Below are 17699 nucleotides of genomic sequence, written 5' to 3' on the forward strand. Positions count from 1 at the left end.
CACCCGGAGGGTTCCCTCCCGGGTGGGCCGCCGCCGTGTGAGGAGCGCGGTGCTCAGGTGGTGGTGCCCCCGGCGCCGCCGGCGCCCGCACCGGACCCGCCGGACCCGGGCAGCCCCGGGATGGTCGGCAGCTTGCCCTTGTAGTCGGTGATGCCCTTGACGATGGTGTCCATCACCGCGACGTCCGGCGACTTGTCGGCGATGTCGAAGCCGAAGTGCACCGAGACCAGCGACTTCCCGTCGGCGGACGGGAAGACCACGGTCTGTACGTAGCCGTTGTTGCCCTTGGGCGCGTCCACCTTCCAGCGGACCAGGTAGCCGTCCTGGCCGTTGACCTTCACGGCCTCGGACTTGAGCTCCTGGTGCCCGGTGACGTCGCCGTACGCGGCCTTGGCGGCCGCCGCGATGTCGGCCTTGGCCGCCGCCTGGGCGTCGGTGCCGCCGCCGTCGATCCGGCCGGTGTTGGCCCCGCCGAGGGAGCAGGTGCTCTTGCCGTCCACGCAGGTGTACGAGCCGACGCTGAGCATGGCGTAGCCGTCGGTGGTGGTGCCGGCCTCCCAGCCGTCCGGGACCGGCAGGGTGAGCTTGTTGACCACGTCGATCGCCTGGTCGGTGCTCGGGCGGGTCTTGCCGCCGCCGTTGCCGTTCCCGCCGCCGCCCTTCCCGCCGTTCCCGCCGTTGCCCCCGTTGCCGCCCTTGCTGTCCCCGCCCCCGCCGTTGCCGGGGTCGCCGAAGCCCGGGAGGCCGCCCCACGGGCCGTAGCCGCCGCCCTGCGGGGCCGGGCGGGCACTGCGCGGGGCGCGGTCGCTGTGGCCGTCCACCGCGAGGTAGGTGACCCCCGCGCCGACGGCCAGGCCGAGCAGGGCGGCGACGGTGGTCGCCAGCACCAGCTTGGAGGGCTTGCGCCGGGCCTTGCGCGGCGGCCCGGCGGGCGAGCCGTAGGCGGCGCCGAAGGGCGGCGGCTCCGGGTAGCGGACGGTCGGGCCGCTCTCCAGCACCTCGCCCTCCAGCACCGTGGTCTGCCCGGCCGCTCCCGGCCCCGGGGCCGCGGCGGCCGTCGGCTCCGCCTCCGGAGCCTGCGGTGCCGGGGCGTCCGAGGGTGCGGGCCGGGTGTCGGCCGTCCAGCCCTTGCCGTCCCACCACCGCTGCGGCCTCGGGTCGCCGGTGGTGTTCTTGGGGTCCGGGTACCACCCGGCGGGAATCTGCTCGCTCACGGTAGAGAATCTAAAGGCAGCCGGATAAACGCGAAATCAGCGCGGCCCGGAATTCCCGCCGTTTTCGATGAGATTCCGGTGAGAACCCCGACTGCGACCCTTCCGCGGCCCTTCCGCGGCCCTTGTGCGGCCCGACCGCCGAGCCCGCGGGCGGCTACAGCGGTGTGACGTACGCCCCGGAGATGCCGCCGTCCACCAGGAACTCGCTCGCCGTGATGAACGAGGAGTCGTCGCTGGCCAGGAAGGCCACCGCGGCGGCGATCTCCTCGGCCCGGGCGAACCGGCCGAGCGGGATGTGCACCAGCCGGCGGGCGGCCCGCTCCGGGTCCTTGGCGAACAGCTCGCGCAGCAGCGGGGTGTCCACCGGCCCCGGCGAGAGCGCGTTGACCCGGATGCCCTCCCGGGCGAACTGCACGCCCAGCTCGCGGGACATCGCCAGCACCCCGCCCTTGGAGGCGGTGTAGGAGATCTGCGAGGTGGCCGCGCCCATCCGGGCCACGAAGCTGGCGGTGTTGATGATCGAGCCCCGCCCGTGCCGGCGCATGTACGGCAGCGCGGCCTTACAGCACAGGTAGACCGAGGTCAGGTTGACCTCCTGGACCCTGCGCCAGGCGTCCAGCCCGGTGGTCAGGATCGAGTCGTCCTCGGGCGGCGAGATGCCCGCGTTGTTGAACGCGACGTCCACGCTGCCGCAGGTCTCGTACGCCTCGTCGAACAGCGCCTCGACCATGTACGGGTCGGTGACGTCGGTGTGCACGAACAGCCCGCCGACCTCCTTGGCGGCGGCCCGTCCGGTCTCCTCGTCGAGGTCGGCGCAGACCACCTTCGCGCCCTCCGAGGCGAGCCTGCGGGCGGCGGCCAGGCCGATCCCGCTGCCCGCGCCGGTGACCACGGCGGTGCGGCCGACCAGCCGTCGGCAGACGGGCTCGTCCGGCGCGGCGTGCTTCTCGCTCATCGGGCTGTCACTCCTCGCTGTGGATGAAGACGTTCTTGGTCTCGGTGAAGTGGCGCAGCGCGTCCGGCCCCAGCTCGCGGCCCACCCCGGACTCGCCGAAGCCGCCGAAGGGCGTCCAGTAGCGCACCGAGGAGTGCGAGTTGACCGACAGGTTGCCCGCCCGTACGCCCCGGGCCAGGCGCAGCGCGCGGCCGACGTCCCTGGTCCAGATCGAGCCGGACAGGCCGTAGCGGGTGGCGTTGGCCAGCCGCAGCGCGTCGGCCTCGTCGGTGAACGACAGGACGGCGGCGACCGGGCCGAAGATCTCCTCGGTGACGGCCGGGACCTCCGGGTCCTCGGGGGCGACCACCGTCGGCGGGTACCAGTAGCCGGGCCCGTCCGGGACCTTGCCGCGGGCCAGCACCGGCAGGTCGGGGGTGAGGTAGGAGGCCACCCGGCGGACCTGGGCGGCCGAGATCAGCGGGCCGAGCTGGGTCTGCGGGTCGGTCGGGTCGCCGGTGCGCAGGGTGTCGACGGCGGGCAGCAGCAGGGCGAGGAAGTCCTCGTACACCTCGCGCTGGACCAGGATCCGGCTGCGGGCGCAGCAGTCCTGGCCGCTGTTGTCGGCGAAGGAGAGCGGGTCGGCGGCGCGGGCCAGGTCGGCGTCGGCGAAGACGATGTTGGGGCTCTTGCCGCCCAGCTCCAGGGTGACCCGCTTGGCGCGGGCGGCGCAGCGGGCGGCGACCTCCTTGCCGACGAGGGTCGAGCCGGTGAAGACGATCTTGCGGACGGCCGGGTGGTCCACCAGGGCCCGTCCGGTGGTGGCGCCCGCGCCGGGGACGGTCTGGAACAGGCCCTCGGGCAGGCCCGCCGCGAGGGCGAGTTCGGCCAGCCGCAGAGCGGTCAACGGGGTGGCCTCGGCGGGCTTGAGCAGGACGGCGTTGCCGGCCGCCAGGGCGGGGGCGAAGCCCCAGGCGGCGATCGGCATCGGGAAGTTCCACGGCGCGATCACCCCGACCAGGCCGACCGGCTCGTGGAAGGTCACGTCCAGGCCGCCGGGGACCGGGATCTGCCGGCCGGTCAGCCGTTCCACTCCCCCGGCGGCGTACTCCAGCAGGTCCCGGACGTTGCCGGCCTCCCAGCGGGCGCTGGCCTGGAGGTGGCCGGCCTCCGCCACCTCCAGGGCGGCCAGCTCCGGGACGTGCACCTCGACCTGGTCGGCGAACCGGCGCAGCAGCCGGGCGCGTTCACCGGGGGCCAGCGCCGCCCAGCCGGCCTGGGCCTTCACCGCGCGCCGGACGGCCGCGTCCAGCTGCTCGGGGGTGGTGTCGGGGACGGTGGCGAGCACCTCGCCGGTGGCGGGGTTGCGGACCGTGCTGCTCCCGGCGGTCGCGTTCGGCTCGGTCACGGCTCACATCCGTTCGAAGGATCGGTAGCGCTCCCAGTCGGTGACCGCCCCGTCGTAGGCGGACTGCTCGACCCGGGCCATGTTCAGGTAGTGCTCGACCACGTCGTCGCCGAAGGCCTCGCGGGCCAGTGCGCTGTCCGCCCAGAGCCCGGCGGCCTCGCGCAGCGAGCCGGGCACCCGCGCGTACTCCTCCACCGCGTAGGCGTTGCCGAGGCAGGGCGCGGGCAGGTCCAGCTTGCGCTGCAGCCCGTGCAGGCCGGCCGCGAGCATCCCGGCCACCGCGAGGTACGGGTTGACGTCGCCGCCCGGTACCCGGTTCTCCATCCGCAGGCCGGGGCCGTGGCCGACCACCCGGTAGGCGCAGGTGCGGTTGTCCCGGCCCCAGGCGACGGCGGTCGGGGCGAAGGAGCCCGGGCGGTAGCGCTTGTACGAGTTGATGTTCGGCGCGTACAGCAGGCTGAACTCGCGCAGCGCGACCAGCTGGCCGGCCAGGAAGTGCCGCATGGTGTCGGTCATCCGGCCGTCCCGGTCGGCGAAGGCGGGGGCGCCGACGGCGTCGCGCAGCGAGAGGTGGATGTGGCAGCTGTTGCCCTCGCGCTCGTCGTACTTGGCCATGAAGGTGAGCGCGCAGCCGAGTTGGGCGGCGATCTCCTTCGCGCCGGTCTTGTAGACGCTGTGCTGGTCGCAGGTGGTGAGGGCGTCGGCGTAGCGGAAGGCGATCTCGTGCTGGCCGAGGTTGCACTCGCCCTTGGCGGACTCCACCACCAGGCCGGCGCCGGCCATCTCGGTGCGGATCCGGGACAGCAGCGGCTCGACCCGGGCGGTGCCCAGCATCGAGTAGTCCACGTTGTAGAGGTTCGCCGGGGTCAGGCCGCGGTAGCCGCCCAGCCAGGCCTGCTCGTAGGTGTCGCGGAAGACCAGGAACTCCAGCTCGGTGCCGATGTCGGCGGCCAGTCCGTACTCGGCGAGCCGGGCGATCTGGCGGCGCAGCAGCTGGCGCGGGGCGGCGTCCACCGGGTGGCCGCCGTGCCGGGCGAGGTCGGCGGTGACCTGGGCGGTGCCGGGCTGCCAGGGGGTCAGCCGCAGGGTGCCGAGGTCGGGGCGCATCGCGAAGTCGCCGTAGCCGGTGGCCCAGGAGGAGAAGGCGTAGCCGTCCACGGTGTTCAGGTCGACGTCGACGGCCAGCAGGTAGTCGCAGGCCTCGGCGCCGTGCTCGGCCACCTCGTCGAGGAAGAACCGGGCGGCGAAGCGCTTGCCCTGGAGGCGCCCCTGCATGTCGGTGAAGGCGAGCGCGACGGTGTGCACCTCGCCGGTGTCCACCAGGGCGCGCAGCCGGTCCAGGGTCAGCGGCGGCCGGGGCGGCGAGCCCGCGGCGGCCCGTTCGGGCGTTTCGGACATACCGAACCCTCCTCCTCGATCACTCTTCGAGATCAAACGGTCACAGCGAACCGTACGGCCTGCGACTCGCGGGGCGGAAGAGGGCGGGTGGGTGTCGGGCGCCCGTGGCGCGCCGACGCGCGTGGCTGACGGTGGATCAGGTGCTCCGGGGGGAGAATGCGCGCCATGGATCGCAGGCCTTTGATCGGCGTCAGCACCTACCTGGTGGACGCGAGTTGGAGCGATTGGCGGGGCCGCCGGGTGGCCCTGCTGCCCGAGCGGTACACCGCGCAGGTCCGGGACTCCGGCGGGATCGCGGTCCTGCTGCCGCCGGACGTCCCGGAGCGCGCCCCGGAGGTGCTGGCCCGGCTGGACGGCCTGGTGATCGCGGGCGGGCCGGACATCGACCCGGCGTACTACGGGGAGCCGGCCCACCCGGCGACGGAGGTGGACTCGCCGGAGCGGGACGCCTGGGAGGTCGCGCTGCTGCGGTCGGCGCTGGCGGCGGGGATGCCGCTGCTGGCGGTCTGCCGGGGGATGCAGGTCCTGAACGTGGTGTGCGGCGGGACGCTGGTGCAGCACCTGCCGGACGTGGTGCCGGTGGACGTGCACGGCGGCTCGCCCGGGTGCTACGGCTCGCACCTGGTGCGGCCGGTGCCGGGGACACTGCTGGGCGGGCTGCTGCCGGAGAGCGAGCTGGAGGTGCCGACCTTCCACCACCAGGCCGTCGACCGGGTGGGGGCGGGCCTGCGGGTGAGCGCCCACGCGCCGGACGGGACGGTGGAGGCGGTGGAGGGGCCGGGGTTCGCGCTCGGGGTGCAGTGGCACCCGGAGCAGGGGGACGACCTGCGGCTGATGCGGGCCCTGGTCCGGGCGGCCACCGCGGCGGTCCTCGACGCGATGGCGCTGGGGTAGATCAACTGGGCGCGGGGGAACGGGAGTTCGGGAGGCCGGCCGGGTGCGGAGTGAGCCGGATCCGGCCGCCCGGACGGGAACGACAACGGTCACCAGTACAACCTTTGGATCTTTGTCGATTCTGCGGTTCACTTCGGTTGCGGGGCGGTCGTATCGCGCCCCCTTTCCCACCCGTGCGCCCAGAGAGGACTTCCATGGCCGGGCACGAGCACTCGCACGATGATCATGCGCATGACCAGAGGCACTCGCCCTCGCCCTCGCACTCGCACGGCTCCGGGGGGCACGCGCATGGTTCGGGCGGGCACTCCCACGGCTCCGGGGGGCACGCGCATGGTTCGGGCGGGCACTCCCACGGCTCCGGAGGGCACGGCGGCCACTCGCACGGCGTCGCCGCCGACGCGGACCGCCGCTGGCTGCTCAGCGCCCTCGCCCTGATCGTCGTCTTCATGGCCGGCGAGGTCGTGGTCGGCTTCGCCGCCCAGTCCCTGGCCCTGATCTCGGACGCGGCGCACATGCTCACCGACGCCGCCTCGATCGTGCTCGCGCTGATCGCCATGCGGCTCGCCGCCCGCCCGGCCCGGGGCGGCTACACCTACGGCCTCAAGCGCGCCGAGATCCTCTCCGCGCAGGCCAACGGGGTCACCCTGCTGGTGCTGTCGGCCTGGCTGGGCTACGAGGCGGTCACCCGGCTGCTCGAGCCACCGCAGGTCACCGGCTCGCTGGTGCTGATCACCGCGCTGATCGGGATCGTCGTCAATCTCGCGGCCACCTGGTGCATGTCCAAGGCCAACCGCAGCTCGCTGAACGTCGAAGGCGCCTTCCAGCACGTCCTGACCGACCTGTACGCCTTCATTGCCACCGCCGTCGCCGGCGCGATCGTGCTGACCACCGGCTTCGCCCGGGCCGACGCCATCGCCTCGCTGATCGTCGTCGCACTGATGCTCAAGGCCGGCATCGCGCTGGTCCGGGACTCCGGGCGGATCTTCCTGGAGGCCGCCCCGGCCGGGATCGACCCGGACGCCGTCGCCGACCGGATGGTCACCGAACCGCTGGTCGAGGAGATCCACGACCTGCACATCTGGGAGATCACTTCCGGCCAGCCCGCCCTGTCCGCGCACATCCTCGTCACCCCCGGCGGCGACTGCCACGCGGTGCGGCGCTCCCTGCAGCGCCGGCTCTCGGACGAGTACGGCATCACCCACTCCACCCTCCAGGTCGACCACGTCGGCGAGGACGAGGCCGGCGCGCTGCTGCAGATCGCCACCCCGCCCGACTCCACCGCCGCCCCCAACGGCGCCTCCGCCGCCTCCTCCGCCGCCGAGCACTGCGCCGACTCCCACGGCCCGGTCCACCGCGCCGGACCGCACGAGCACTGAGAACCGGCGGTCCGTCACCGCCGTACGGCATGATCTGAGACGTGACCGCACCGCGACTGATGCTGCTCGACTCCGCCAGCCTGTACTTCCGGGCCTACTACGGCGTACCGGACACCCTGCGCTCGCCGCAGGGTGAGCCGGTCAACGCCGTCCGCGGCCTGCTGGACTTCATCGCCCGGCTGGTCCACGACCACCGGCCCGACCAGCTGGTCGCCTGCATGGACGCCGACTGGCGCCCGCAGTGGCGGGTCGACCTCGTCCCCTCCTACAAGACCCACCGGGTCGCCGAGGCCGCCGAGGACGGCGAGGAGGAGGTGCCCGACACGCTGGCCCCGCAGGTCCCGGTGATCGAGCAGGTACTGGACGCCCTCGGCATCGCCCGGGTCGGCTCCCCCGGCTACGAGGCGGACGACGTGATCGGCACCCTCACCGCCCGCGCCACCGGCCCGGTGCAGATCGTCACCGGCGACCGCGACCTCTTCCAACTGGTCGACGACGCCCGCGGGATCACCGTGCTCTACCCGGTCAAGGGCATGGGCAACCTCCAGGTCACCGACGACGCGCTGCTCCAGGAGAAGTACGGCGTACGCGGCGCCCAGTACGCCGACATGGCCGCCCTGCGCGGGGACCCGTCCGACGGCCTGCCCGGCGTCAAGGGCATCGGCGAGAAGACCGCCGCCCAACTGATCAACGAGTACGGCGACCTCCCGACCATCCGCGCCGCCGCCCTCGACCTCGGCTCCAAGCTCACCCCGGCCCGCCGCCGCAACATCGTCGAAGGCGCCGCCTACCTCGACGTCGCCCCCACCGTCGTCCGCGTCGCCCCCGACGCCCCCCTCCCGGACTTCGACCCGGTCCTCCCCCGCGAACCCCTCTACCCCATGACCCTGGAAGAACTCTCCACCCGCTGGGGCCTCGGCACCTCCCTCGACCGCCTTCTGGAATCCCTCGCCACCCGCTGACCCCGATTCCACCCCGGGGCCCGCACGTTCGCCTCGAACGCGCGGGCCCCTGCCCTACCGGCCGACCGCTACGCGGCCGGCCAGCCGTGGTGCGCCAGGCCGCCGGGGTCGGTGAGGGCGCCGCGGATGCCTGCGGCGGGGTACGGGATCAGGTCGTCGGGCAAGCCGCCCTCGGCGAACCAGCGCAGGTCCAGGCACTTCTCGGGCTCGCGGTTGACGGGCTCCCCCTGCCACTCGGTGGCGAGGTAGAACAGGCCGAGGCGCAGGGGCGCGGGGGCCTGGTGGTGCAGGACGGTGTAGGCGAGGCGGAGGCGGGCCGGGTCGGTCGTGATGCCGGTCTCCTCTCGCAGTTCGCGGGCGGCGCCGTGGGCGGGCTTCTCGCCGGGGTCGAGTTTGCCGCTGGGGGCGTGCCACTGGCCGTAGCCGTAGGGGCCGCCGCGCTGGGAGAGCAGGATCTTGCCGTCCGGGGTGCGCAGGACGACGTGGACGTCCACGATCGGGAGCGGGGCAGGGCCGATGTCGCTGATTGTGCTCATGTTCTCTCTAACTCCCGTACGGGATTTCGGTGTTGACCGTCCGGTGCGATACCGCTTCCAGGATGGCCTGTGCGGTGTCGGGCTCCGCGGTCAGCAGGACTGCGAGGTCAGGGACGTCCGCGCCGCGTAGGCGGCGGCGAGGAGGATCTCGGAGTCCACACCGTTGGCACTCTGGAGGACGAGGCCGAAGGGCAGGTGTCAGCCCAACAGTTTCGGAGCCCAGCGGCCTCGCTCGACCCGAGCGAGGCCGCAAAGCCATGTCTCCGGGGCCGACCGATCAGGCGGCTCAGGCGGCGGCACCGTACTCGCGCGTCAGCCTCCGGACTTCGGCGTCCTTGAAGGCCAGTACCTCCTCCACGATCCCGCTCTTCGGCAACTCGGCCACGGGCACGCAGAGGTCCATCCGCTGAATGCAGACGCCCACCATGTACTCCCCCTGATCGGTTAGGTACAGGCGGATGCCGTAGTAGCCCTCCTCGCAGTCCGTGTCGTTGTTGAACCGGCACGACGCGCAGGTGTCGGGGAGCCGCACGGGCAGCAACCGCTTGACGTACACCGCCCGGCTGCCGAGCGCCCGGTAGAGGGTGCGCTCGTCGGAGGTCCCGGCGGTGAACGTCCGGAGCACCGGTTCCGCGCCGACCCGGGCCAGCACTTCGGAGATCGCCGCGACCGACTCCGGCCCGTCCTGGATGCTGGTGAGCATCCGCACGTCCGCGAACTGGCCGTACGACTCGACCAGGTTGACGACCCGGCCGACGTGGGCCATTCCGGGGACGACGATGTTCACGGAGACCTTCACGCCGTTGGAGACGGCGGCACGGATGGTCTGCTCCGCCGCCCGGATCTTCGCCTCGGCCAGACCCGGCGTCCTGAAGCGCTCGGACTGAACGACCCGGAGTTCTGCGGCGGTCGTACCGAAGACCGACACGTTGACTCGGCCGAGACCGGCCGCGGAGCACTCCGCCATCACCTGCCGGCCGCGTTCCCCGTTGCTGGTCATCCCGACGCTCAACCCCATGCCGGTGAGTGCCGCGATCAGCGCGGGCACCTCCGTGTGAAGGGTGGGCTCCCCACCCGTGAGGTGAACCTCGTGGGCGTCGAACGCCCTCGCCACGGTTCGCACCGCCCGCCGGAAGGACGCGTCCGGGGCCATCCTCGCGGCAAGGAAGCCGACCCCGTTCGTCTCGCTGTAGATCGACACACGCCCGGTCCTGCCCGGGCCCGCGACGAAGGGCAGTTCGGCGCGGCCTCGATTGTCGGCGGTGACCGGCGTTCCCTCGTTGTGGCAGAACGTGCAGGCCAACCCGCAGTCGTCGATCACCTTGATGCGGATCGTCCTGTCCCGGACGACCCTGATCGCCGGACGATGGGTAGCTGACAAGGCTTGTCTCCTGTCACTCGAACGTGAGCCGGGGAATCGCTTCGATGTCGATCCCGTACCGGCGGTAGACCTTGGTGGTGTTCTCGCTCGTCAGCTCCTCCAGGGGGAGCTTGAGCGCGAGGGCGGTCGCGTGGACGTGTTCGGCGCTGTCGCCCTCGATCTCCAGGTAGGGGGGAATCAGCGGCCAGTAGTCGATCTCGATGGCCGCGCCACCGAGCGTCCAGGAGGACCGACGGTTCTCCTGGTACGCCTTCGGCTGGTAGCCGAGCTTGCCGAGGAGCGTGTTCGCGGCGTCGAAGTCACCGACGGTCGTCTCCGTTTCGGCCACGCCGTCGATCGCGTCGGAGTGGATCTCCTTGACGCACAGGGTGACGTCGGTGCCCGTGTCACGCAGCCGGACCCACGCTCCCGGCCGGCCGGGGATGTCGTAGACGTAGCGGCGCTGGAAACGGTCGACCACGTGCTCGGCCCCGGCCTCGGCGAGGAGAACGCGGATCTCCTTCGGATCGACGTCGAGGATCTTCGCTTCGAACTCAGTTGCGGTCATGGGGAATTGCCTTCCTCGATGCGGTGCGGGCATACGAGCGCACGGTATCGGCGATGCTGCGAGCCACCTCGGCAGGCGTGCGGTCGGTGCCGTCGACCCGCAGCAGTCCGAACGCCCGGTACACGCGGGAGCTTTCGGCCACGTTCGGCTCCTCCCGCCGGTGCCAGGAACTCAGCGTTCCCAGCTCGGCCCGCCGCCGAAGCCGCTCCTGGCGGACGCGTTCGCCCACCTCCAGCAGAATCGGCACATGCGGGAGGAGGACTCCCTCCGGGTACTCCGGCGCGCAGTCGTGACCCATCGCCCTGTGCGTGGCGATGGTGCGCGGGAAGTAGGAATCGACCACCACGGTCCGGCCCGCCCCGACAACCGCGCGAGCGGTCTCGGACTTGATGTGATTGGCCATCATCCACCAGTGGAACCGCGCCGCCAGGATGCCGACGGCGTCCACCTCCGCACGCATGCGGGGGAAGGTCGGCAAGGTGTCGTCCGTGAGGTGGACGCCGTCAACGAGGGCCGCGACCAGCGGGGCGACCGTGGTCTTCCCGCTCGCGCTGAGACCGTCGACGGTGATGAAGAATCCTCGGGTCACGTCCATGTGAACTCCGTTTCCTGGTTCGGGCTTTCATCGCGGCCCCCAGTTCCACGGGACCGGGTGTGCGCCGCGCAGGCACGCGAGGCGGTGGGCGGCCTCCTGGCGGATGTTGGCGTCGAGGTGGGCGCGGCGGACCGTGTTCATCACCGTGGTGAGGACGACGATGTCGCGTACGACCTGGTAGCCGGACCAGGCTCCGATGTAGGGGTGGTCCGGGAGCCGATCCTCCCGCTCGTAGGAGAGGTAGGTGTCGGCGTAGGTCCGGTGGTCCTGACGCGGGCCGGTGAGCAGTTCGGAGCGCCAGCGGGCGGCGACCAGGTCCCACTCGCGGTGGCCGCGTCGGAGCGGGCGGCGCAGCAGGAGTCCGACGTGGACTCCGTCGTCATGGCAGGGGACCATGCCGAGGGCACCGAGGACGACGGTTTCCGGTGTCGGCCAGTCGAGGTAGTCCCACTCTTCTCGCAGTTGGGCGGCGCGTTCGCGCAGGAACCGGCGGGCGGACTCGTCCAGCGGCGCGTCGTCCAAGCCGTCCAGCAGGTGGGCGAACGGGTCGTGCTCCCGCAGCCACGGAGCCGTCCCGGGGCCGATGCGGTGGGTGAGGGCGGTCACCCACGCGGAGAGGGACGTGTCGGCGCTCGGCTTCCCTGGGTCCTGCCAGAAGGTCACGGCCTGGCCGTCGACGGCCGCGCGGACCTCGGTGTAGTAGGCGGAGGTGACGGGGAGCAGGTGCTCCCGGAGGAACTGCGCGCCCTTGATGAGCGCCCAGGCCTCGTCCACGTCCGGGTGGACGATGGCGAGTGCGCGCGAGCGCGAGCCGAGCGACCACAGGTGGTTCGGGCTGTCGCTGAGCAGTTCGGCTTTCGCGGGGTCGTCGCCGGTGGCCACGCAGGCCTGCGTCAGGGCCTCGTAGGAGGCCGCGATGTCCAGTCTGCGGGCGGGGCTGATGGTCTTGAGCAGCTTTCTGGTTCGCGTTCCGACGCTCATGGAGCAGTCCTCGGGTACGGAGTGGAAGGGTGGACGGGAGTGGCGGCCCGGCCCGGCCCGTGGAGACGTCGGCTCGCGGCTGTCGGCACGACGGTGCGTTCCCCAGGCCGTTGTGCCGGTCGGTTCGGCCTCGGCGTATTCCCGGGTGCGTGCCCGGGGCCGACCATCAGGCAACGCTCGGGGGGCCGCACGACGGCCTTCGGCTGCACTTCCGCCTCAGCGGCGGTGGCCTGGCCGAAGGTCGCCGGTTCCACGTCGAGTTCGAACCAGACGGACCAGCCGGTGGGCCGCCCCTGAAGGTCGATCCGCTGGTGCCATCCGATGTCGTCCGCGTAACCGTCGACGACCACCAGTCCGCGGCCACTGGTCGCGTCGAGGTCGTCGACGCTGCTGTTCATCGCCGCTTCGACCACGCTCGGGTCCGTCACTGTGGTCCGCAAACGGCCGCGCTCCCGGTCGACGCCCACTTCGATCAACAACACGGCTTCACGGTCAGGGCCTTGACCGGCGGCGTGCTTGATCGCGTTGTCGACGAACTCCGACGAACACACGCGGAGCGCGTACGCCCGGGACTCGTCGAGGACGATGCCGGCTCTCGCGACCTCCTCGGACAACAGGTTGCGGATCGCGCCGAGGGACGCGGTTGTGACCTTGGCTTTGACCTCCAGGACACGGTGCATGGCTGTTCCTCCTGGCTGGACATGGGCAAGTGTTCCCGGGTCATTGGCGGGGGTGGCGAGTGGTGGCCATCGCGTGTCCACAGAGACTCGCCGCGTCAGAGTCGAGGGGCAAGCGGAAGAAGTTGCCGTTACGAGCCGGACTCACTGCTTTGACGCCAGCGGTGATGCAAACCGGCAATGAGTTACTGGTTTTGACGGTCAGTCAGTGACCCCGGGCGACTAGGCTGTCGCTCGGCGATAGTGGAGGTGGGGCGTGGGTCACAAGCCGTCCTGCGCAGCGAGTACCAGGGCCCGTGCCTTGGTGAACGGCTGGACGATCGACATGGCGGTGGCTGCGATCGTTGAGTGCTGTGGCGTTACGCGCCTCCGTGCTCACCGCTTCGCCCGGGGGTGGACACGAGCTCGTGCCGTCAGCGAACTGATCGCCCTGTGCGATGGGTTGGCGCTCGACCGTCCGAATCCGGACGCCGAGCAGCTGGGCGCGTGGGAGCGGAGCGCTCGGATGCCGCGGGCTCAGACCATCGACCTTCTGTGTCGCCTCTACCGGACCGATGCGCAAGGACTGGGACTTTCCGGTGGCTACCGGGCGGATGTGTGCTCGCCCGTGACCGTGTTCACGCCGCCCGTCGCACCCGATGTTCCGGTGACCGAACGTGCGGCCGCACCCGGGTCGCCTGACGTGAGCGACCCGTTCGATGCTGTGGCCCGCGCACACCGGCGCGCCATCGAACGCACGCTGGCGAGCACGACGCTCACCACCGGGGAGCTGGAGTCCCTGGACGGGAAGCTCCTCACGCTGCGACGGGACTACGTGTCCGACCCCCCGATGGTGATGCTGGCACGGCTGCTGACAACCCTGGAGGAAGTCCGGCAGTACTCCGAAGAGCGGCAGCCGGCGCTCGTCCAGGTGCGTCTGTCCGAGATGATCGCCGTGCTGTCCACTCTGACCGCGGACGCCCTGATGAAGCTGGGACGAAAGGAGCAGGCCCGGGACTGGTACGGGACCGGGAAGTCAGCAGCCGACGACAGCGGCAACCGCGAACTGCGCACACGAGTGCGAGTGCAAGCAGCAATGCTGCCGTTCTACTACGGGCCTCTGACCGAGGCAGCAGCCCTTGCCCACGAGGCTGTGCTCCTCAACCGCGGGCGGCCGTCCGCGACAGGAGCGTTCGCCGCCGCCGCGGAAGCCCGGATCAAGGCTCGCCAGGGAGACGAGGACGGCGCCCGCGCGTCGATCGCACAAGCCCGCGGGCTGTTCGAACGCAGTCGGCAGGCAGCCCTGGAGGACGATGCCTGGGCGTTCCCCTATCGGCGGCTCCAGCTCTATTTGTCGGGCGCCTTCACCGCGCTCGGCGACACGGTGCAGGCCGGCCGTGCCCAGGAGGAGGCTCTGCGCCTCTACCCCGACCACACCGGTATCGACCCGGCGCTGCTGCGCTTGGAGCAGGCCATGTGTCTGGTTCGGCAGCGGAGCGTGTCCGAGGCCTGCCAGTTGGCCCGGGACACCTACCTGGCGGTGCCCGGTGACCACCGTACGCAGATCCTCGGCACCCGCGCGGCGGATGTCATCAAGATAACGCCGAAGGAGGCGAGGCCTCGCGCAGCCCGGGAACTCGGCGAACTCCTGGCGCTTCCGTCCGGCGGGACGTGACAGATGCTTCCCCTGCCCGTCAGCCTGACAGGTATGAGTGTTCCGGTTGTCCGGGTCGGCGGGTTCGCCGAAGCCGAGGTCGTCACAATCCTCAACGCCGCGTGCGACCAGGTCGGGCTCGACCCGACCGGAGCCGTGATGCTGCGCGGCCATACCAACGCCGTCTACACGCTGCCGGCCGCCGGGGCGGTCGCCAAGATCGCGAGGGCGGGCACACCCTTGGAGAGCGTCCGCCGTACCGTCCGGCTCGTTCAGTGGCTCACCAGCAAGAACTTCCCCACCGTCGAACTGCTGCCGATGAAGCAACCGGTTGTGGTCGACGGGCATGCCGTGACGTTCTGGCACCACCTGCCCCAGCCCGACCGTCCCGTCCCGGCGGCGCATCTTGCTGTTCCCCTCCGCATGCTTCATGAGCTTCCACTACCTCCCTTCGATGTCCGTCCCGTCGACACAGCCGGTGCCATCAGGCGGTCGATCGCGAAGACCACCGCATTGCCGGCGAACGATGTCGCCTACCTCGAACGGCGGCTGACCGAGCTGGAGGACGCGCTTCGCCAGGTCCGCTACGTCCTGCCGCCGGGGTTGTCACAGGGGGACCCTCAGCACCGGAACGCGCTCCACCACGAGGATTCCGCAGTCCTGTGCGATTGGGACACCGCCTGCTTCGGGCAGCCGGAACTCGACCTCGTCACCGTCGAGATCCACTGTCGCCGCTTCGGCTACGGCCGCGCCCACTATCAGGAGTTCGCCGATGCCTACGGATTCGACGTGACGTCGTGGCAGGGCTACCCCGCCCTGTGCTCGCTCCGTGAACTGCGGATGATCACCACGAACGCCAAGCGGGCCTCAGCCGGAAGCCCGACGATCGCGGAGGTACGACACCGCATCCAAGGGCTGCGGTCCGGACACGACCGGCTCGAATGGAACATCCTCTGACCAGGCCCCGGTTCGGGCCAACGAGTTCCGACGCAACCACTTCGCCCGGATCACATGCCTCCGCCCTCTGCCTCTTGGCGAATCATCCTTGCCGGACTGCACGCCTCAGGGGCGGCAAGGAGCTTCGAGCGCAGCCTCGCGCCCTGGAAAACTTCCTCATTCTCGGTCACCTCAGCCTCGTGAAGGCCGGGCAGCGCTCCAGGGTCGCACTATCTCATCCCAGTCACTCGACGCCATGCAAACCGATCGACGCCGTCGACAGGCGCGCTGCCGAGTACTTGGCAGCCACCATCTGACCCGTCGCCCAAGCGCGGTCCGTTCCAAGGAGAGGAAACACATGAGTGACGTCTTCAGCGTGGAAGCGCTCGGGCACGTTGTAGGAGGTCGAACGGAACCGACCGACGACTACTGGGGAGGGACGCGCGCCATCATCCGGCTCGACGGAGACAGATTCCCGCTCGACGCGACGAAGGGGCTGGAGGAGTTCTCCCACCTCGACGTGATCTTCCGGTTCCACAGGACCGACCCGACCGATCTGAACTTCGGCGCGCGCCGCCCCCGGGACAACCCGGACTGGCCCGAGGTCGGTGTGTTCGGCCACCGGAACATGCGGCGCATCAACTGGCTCGGCTCCTCCCGCTGTCGGCTCGTGAAGGTCGACGGCCTGGACCTGCACGTCGAGGACCTGGACACCATCGACGGCACCCCGGTCCTCGAAGTGAAGCCCTGGTTCGAGGAGTTCGGCCCGCGGGGAGAAGTCCGCCAACCCACGTGGACCAGCGAGATGCTCCGCGACTACTTCGCCCCGGCGCCGCCCACGGTCTGACCGGCGGCATTGGCTCGTTCGCGTCGGCTGTCTCTTCTCCACGAGAAATCGACTGGGCCGACTTCCTGCGCAACGCTGTTGAGGCCCAGCGGCGAGGCGAAGCCGAAGCCGCACAGGAGGTGGAAGGTGACGGGTGAAGCGCCATGGCCGAAGGCTTGGCGCTTCACCCACCTTCACCGTCTGACCGACCACGCGACTGCCGGGGAGGGGCTCGCCCTGCTGGACAGGGCCGAGGTGCTGGCGGACACGTACGGTACGACCCACCAGCGAAGGAGCGTCCGAGGCATCCGGTCCGGATTCCAGCGGGAACGGTGCCTTCAGTGAGCAGGAGAAGAACGTGGCGGACACTCAGCAGCGCGAGATCACCGACCGACAGTGGGCGGACGCCACGCTGATCTGGGAATACCACCAGATGGGGCACGAGCGGCGGCCGTGCGATGTGGCGATCGGTCTGGGCTGCCACGACCTCGGAGTGGCAGCCCAGACGGCAGGCCTGTACTTGGACGGCCTGGTGCGGAGGATCGTGTTCACGGGCGGGCCGAATCCGTCCCGGCCGGAGCTCTTCCCCCGAGGTGAGGCCGTGCACTTCACCGAGCACGCCATCGCCCTCGGGGTCCCCGAGCATGCGATCCACCAGGAGCCCCGCGCCCGCAACACCGGGCAGAACATCCAGTTCTCCCGTGACGTCCTGGAGGCCGCCGGCATCGAGGCACGGTCGGTGCTGCTCGTGACCATGCCGTACATGGAGCGCCGGGCGTTCGCGACATGCCGCAAGGTGTGGCCGGAGGCCGAGGTGGTGTGCGCCTCGACCCCGATGGGCCTGAACGACTACGTGAAGAGCATCGGCGACGACAAGCTCGTGATCGACAGCCTCGTGGGCGACCTCCAGCGGGTGATCGAGTACCCGAGGCGCGGGTTCGCCGTTGCCCAGGAGGTTCCGGAGACGGTTCATGATGCGTACCAGCGGCTTCTGGCCGACGGATTCGACAGCAAGGCCCTCAACTGACGCGGCGCCGCCCTCCGGGCTGGTGTGCGCTGTTCACCAACCCAACTTCCTCCCCCGGTGAAAGCGGCCCTCGAAATGGCATGAGAGGTGTTCGGCATGGCAGTCGAGTTCCTCTTCTCCACGGGAAGTCGACCGTATCGATTTCCTACGCACCCCTCACAGGTTCCTTGCCGCTTCGGCGGCGCCGAAGCGGCAAGGGCCACTCCCTTTCCGTCGTCGTGCCTCTGCCCCTGCCCCTGCCGTCGGCGAGGGCAGGGGCATCTCTACTTCTGCGCAGGAAGTCGGCTGGGCCGACTTCCTGCGCAACTCCGTGGAGGCCCAGCGGCGAGGCGAAGCCGAAGCCGCGCGGGGGGTGGGGGGTGGGGGTGGGGGGT

17 protein-coding genes are annotated in these 17699 nt (G+C 71.0%); 7 read left to right on the plus strand and 10 right to left on the minus strand.

Annotation, left to right across the window (positions count from 1 at the left end):
• Nucleotides 1–53 precede the first annotated feature (53 nt).
• The 4 genes from ACFVU7_RS44430 to ACFVU7_RS44445 all read right to left on the minus strand — a co-directional run bounded on the left by ACFVU7_RS44430 (nt 54) and on the right by ACFVU7_RS44445 (nt 4954).
• Entirely contained in the window at nt 54–1214 is a 1161-nt protein-coding gene (locus ACFVU7_RS44430) for a DUF2510 domain-containing protein (protein WP_380780904.1), read from the minus strand.
• 154 nt (nt 1215–1368) lie between these two features.
• On the minus strand, nt 1369–2169 hold the full coding sequence (locus ACFVU7_RS44435) for a 3-oxoacyl-ACP reductase (RefSeq protein ID WP_049649878.1): 801 nt from the start codon (nt 2167–2169) through the stop codon (nt 1369–1371).
• A gap of 7 nt (nt 2170–2176) precedes the next feature.
• Nucleotides 2177–3556, minus strand: a complete 1380-nt coding sequence (locus ACFVU7_RS44440; RefSeq protein WP_388052344.1) for an aldehyde dehydrogenase family protein — start codon at nt 3554–3556, stop codon at nt 2177–2179.
• A gap of 3 nt (nt 3557–3559) precedes the next feature.
• The gene (locus tag ACFVU7_RS44445; protein WP_049649880.1) at nt 3560–4954 is read right to left on the minus strand and encodes a glutamine synthetase family protein; all 1395 of its coding nucleotides are present in this window, start codon (nt 4952–4954) and stop codon (nt 3560–3562) included.
• 165 nt (nt 4955–5119) lie between these two features.
• Here ACFVU7_RS44445 and ACFVU7_RS44450 point away from each other — a divergent pair, with 165 nt between their 5' ends.
• The 3 genes from ACFVU7_RS44450 (at nt 5120) to ACFVU7_RS44460 (ending at nt 8186) form a co-directional block, all read left to right on the plus strand.
• Complete coding sequence (locus ACFVU7_RS44450) at nt 5120–5848, plus strand: gamma-glutamyl-gamma-aminobutyrate hydrolase family protein (RefSeq protein WP_049649881.1); 729 nt, start codon at nt 5120–5122, stop codon at nt 5846–5848.
• Nucleotides 5849–6042: 194 nt separating this feature from the next.
• Nucleotides 6043–7224 carry a cation diffusion facilitator family transporter gene (locus tag ACFVU7_RS44455; protein ID WP_388052347.1) on the plus strand — a complete coding sequence of 394 codons (1182 nt, stop codon included), beginning with the start codon at nt 6043–6045 and terminating at the stop codon, nt 7222–7224.
• A gap of 59 nt (nt 7225–7283) precedes the next feature.
• Complete coding sequence (locus ACFVU7_RS44460; protein WP_388052365.1) at nt 7284–8186, plus strand: 5'-3' exonuclease H3TH domain-containing protein; 903 nt, start codon at nt 7284–7286, stop codon at nt 8184–8186.
• A gap of 68 nt (nt 8187–8254) precedes the next feature.
• On the opposite strand, the gene ACFVU7_RS44465 is transcribed toward ACFVU7_RS44460, so the two are convergent.
• From ACFVU7_RS44465 to ACFVU7_RS44490, 6 genes are all read right to left on the minus strand, one after another.
• Nucleotides 8255–8722 carry an NUDIX domain-containing protein gene (locus tag ACFVU7_RS44465; protein WP_388052349.1) on the minus strand — a complete coding sequence of 156 codons (468 nt, stop codon included), beginning with the start codon at nt 8720–8722 and terminating at the stop codon, nt 8255–8257.
• A 286-nt stretch (nt 8723–9008) separates the two neighbouring features.
• On the minus strand, nt 9009–10103 hold the full coding sequence (locus tag ACFVU7_RS44470; RefSeq protein ID WP_388052351.1) for a radical SAM protein: 1095 nt from the start codon (nt 10101–10103) through the stop codon (nt 9009–9011).
• 13 nt (nt 10104–10116) lie between these two features.
• Nucleotides 10117–10650 (minus strand): class IV adenylate cyclase, encoded by a 534-nt coding sequence (locus ACFVU7_RS44475; RefSeq protein ID WP_388052353.1) that lies wholly within the window; start codon nt 10648–10650, stop codon nt 10117–10119.
• Nucleotides 10637–11245 (minus strand): AAA family ATPase, encoded by a 609-nt coding sequence (locus tag ACFVU7_RS44480; protein WP_388052355.1) that lies wholly within the window; start codon nt 11243–11245, stop codon nt 10637–10639. The genes ACFVU7_RS44475 and ACFVU7_RS44480 overlap by 14 nt, the downstream gene beginning before the upstream one ends.
• A 27-nt stretch (nt 11246–11272) precedes the next feature.
• Nucleotides 11273–12226, minus strand: a complete 954-nt coding sequence (locus ACFVU7_RS44485; protein WP_074002337.1) for a hypothetical protein — start codon at nt 12224–12226, stop codon at nt 11273–11275.
• Entirely contained in the window at nt 12223–12906 is a 684-nt protein-coding gene (locus ACFVU7_RS44490; RefSeq protein ID WP_049649892.1) for an anti-sigma regulatory factor, read from the minus strand. Before ACFVU7_RS44490 ends, ACFVU7_RS44485 begins: the two co-directional genes overlap by 4 nt.
• A 301-nt stretch (nt 12907–13207) precedes the next feature.
• Here ACFVU7_RS44490 and ACFVU7_RS44495 point away from each other — a divergent pair, with 301 nt between their 5' ends.
• The 4 genes from ACFVU7_RS44495 to ACFVU7_RS44510 all read left to right on the plus strand — a co-directional run bounded on the left by ACFVU7_RS44495 (nt 13208) and on the right by ACFVU7_RS44510 (nt 17325).
• Nucleotides 13208–14557, plus strand: coding sequence for a tol-pal system YbgF family protein (locus ACFVU7_RS44495; RefSeq protein WP_241852865.1), 1350 nt, complete (start codon nt 13208–13210; stop codon nt 14555–14557).
• Between the two features lie 33 nt (nt 14558–14590).
• Entirely contained in the window at nt 14591–15493 is a 903-nt protein-coding gene (locus tag ACFVU7_RS44500; RefSeq protein WP_049649896.1) for a phosphotransferase, read from the plus strand.
• A gap of 337 nt (nt 15494–15830) precedes the next feature.
• Nucleotides 15831–16319 carry a TrmO family methyltransferase gene (locus tag ACFVU7_RS44505; RefSeq protein WP_388052360.1) on the plus strand — a complete coding sequence of 163 codons (489 nt, stop codon included), beginning with the start codon at nt 15831–15833 and terminating at the stop codon, nt 16317–16319.
• A gap of 337 nt (nt 16320–16656) precedes the next feature.
• Complete coding sequence (locus ACFVU7_RS44510; protein WP_388052362.1) at nt 16657–17325, plus strand: YdcF family protein; 669 nt, start codon at nt 16657–16659, stop codon at nt 17323–17325.
• The last annotated feature ends 374 nt before the right edge of the window (nt 17326–17699 follow it).

It is taken from the genome of Kitasatospora sp. NPDC058046, from assembly GCF_042885595.1.
GTDB lineage: Bacteria > Actinomycetota > Actinomycetes > Streptomycetales > Streptomycetaceae > Kitasatospora.

What these genes read in the sequence shown, in the direction of transcription:
- ACFVU7_RS44435 (WP_049649878.1), bottom strand. Translation starts at nt 2,169, where the DNA reads ATGAGCGAGAAGCACGCCGCGCCGGACGAGCCCGTCTGCCGACGGCTG.
- ACFVU7_RS44445 (WP_049649880.1), bottom strand. Translation starts at nt 4,954, where the DNA reads ATGTCCGAAACGCCCGAACGGGCCGCCGCGGGCTCGCCGCCCCGGCCG.
- ACFVU7_RS44450 (WP_049649881.1), top strand. Translation starts at nt 5,120, where the DNA reads ATGGATCGCAGGCCTTTGATCGGCGTCAGCACCTACCTGGTGGACGCG.
- ACFVU7_RS44455 (WP_388052347.1), top strand. Translation starts at nt 6,043, where the DNA reads ATGGCCGGGCACGAGCACTCGCACGATGATCATGCGCATGACCAGAGG.
- ACFVU7_RS44460 (WP_388052365.1), top strand. Translation starts at nt 7,284, where the DNA reads ATGCTGCTCGACTCCGCCAGCCTGTACTTCCGGGCCTACTACGGCGTA.
- ACFVU7_RS44465 (WP_388052349.1), bottom strand. Translation starts at nt 8,722, where the DNA reads ATGAGCACAATCAGCGACATCGGCCCTGCCCCGCTCCCGATCGTGGAC.
- ACFVU7_RS44475 (WP_388052353.1), bottom strand. Translation starts at nt 10,650, where the DNA reads ATGACCGCAACTGAGTTCGAAGCGAAGATCCTCGACGTCGATCCGAAG.
- ACFVU7_RS44480 (WP_388052355.1), bottom strand. Translation starts at nt 11,245, where the DNA reads ATGGACGTGACCCGAGGATTCTTCATCACCGTCGACGGTCTCAGCGCG.
- ACFVU7_RS44485 (WP_074002337.1), bottom strand. Translation starts at nt 12,226, where the DNA reads ATGAGCGTCGGAACGCGAACCAGAAAGCTGCTCAAGACCATCAGCCCC.
- ACFVU7_RS44490 (WP_049649892.1), bottom strand. Translation starts at nt 12,906, where the DNA reads ATGCACCGTGTCCTGGAGGTCAAAGCCAAGGTCACAACCGCGTCCCTC.
- ACFVU7_RS44500 (WP_049649896.1), top strand. Translation starts at nt 14,591, where the DNA reads ATGAGTGTTCCGGTTGTCCGGGTCGGCGGGTTCGCCGAAGCCGAGGTC.
- ACFVU7_RS44505 (WP_388052360.1), top strand. Translation starts at nt 15,831, where the DNA reads ATGAGTGACGTCTTCAGCGTGGAAGCGCTCGGGCACGTTGTAGGAGGT.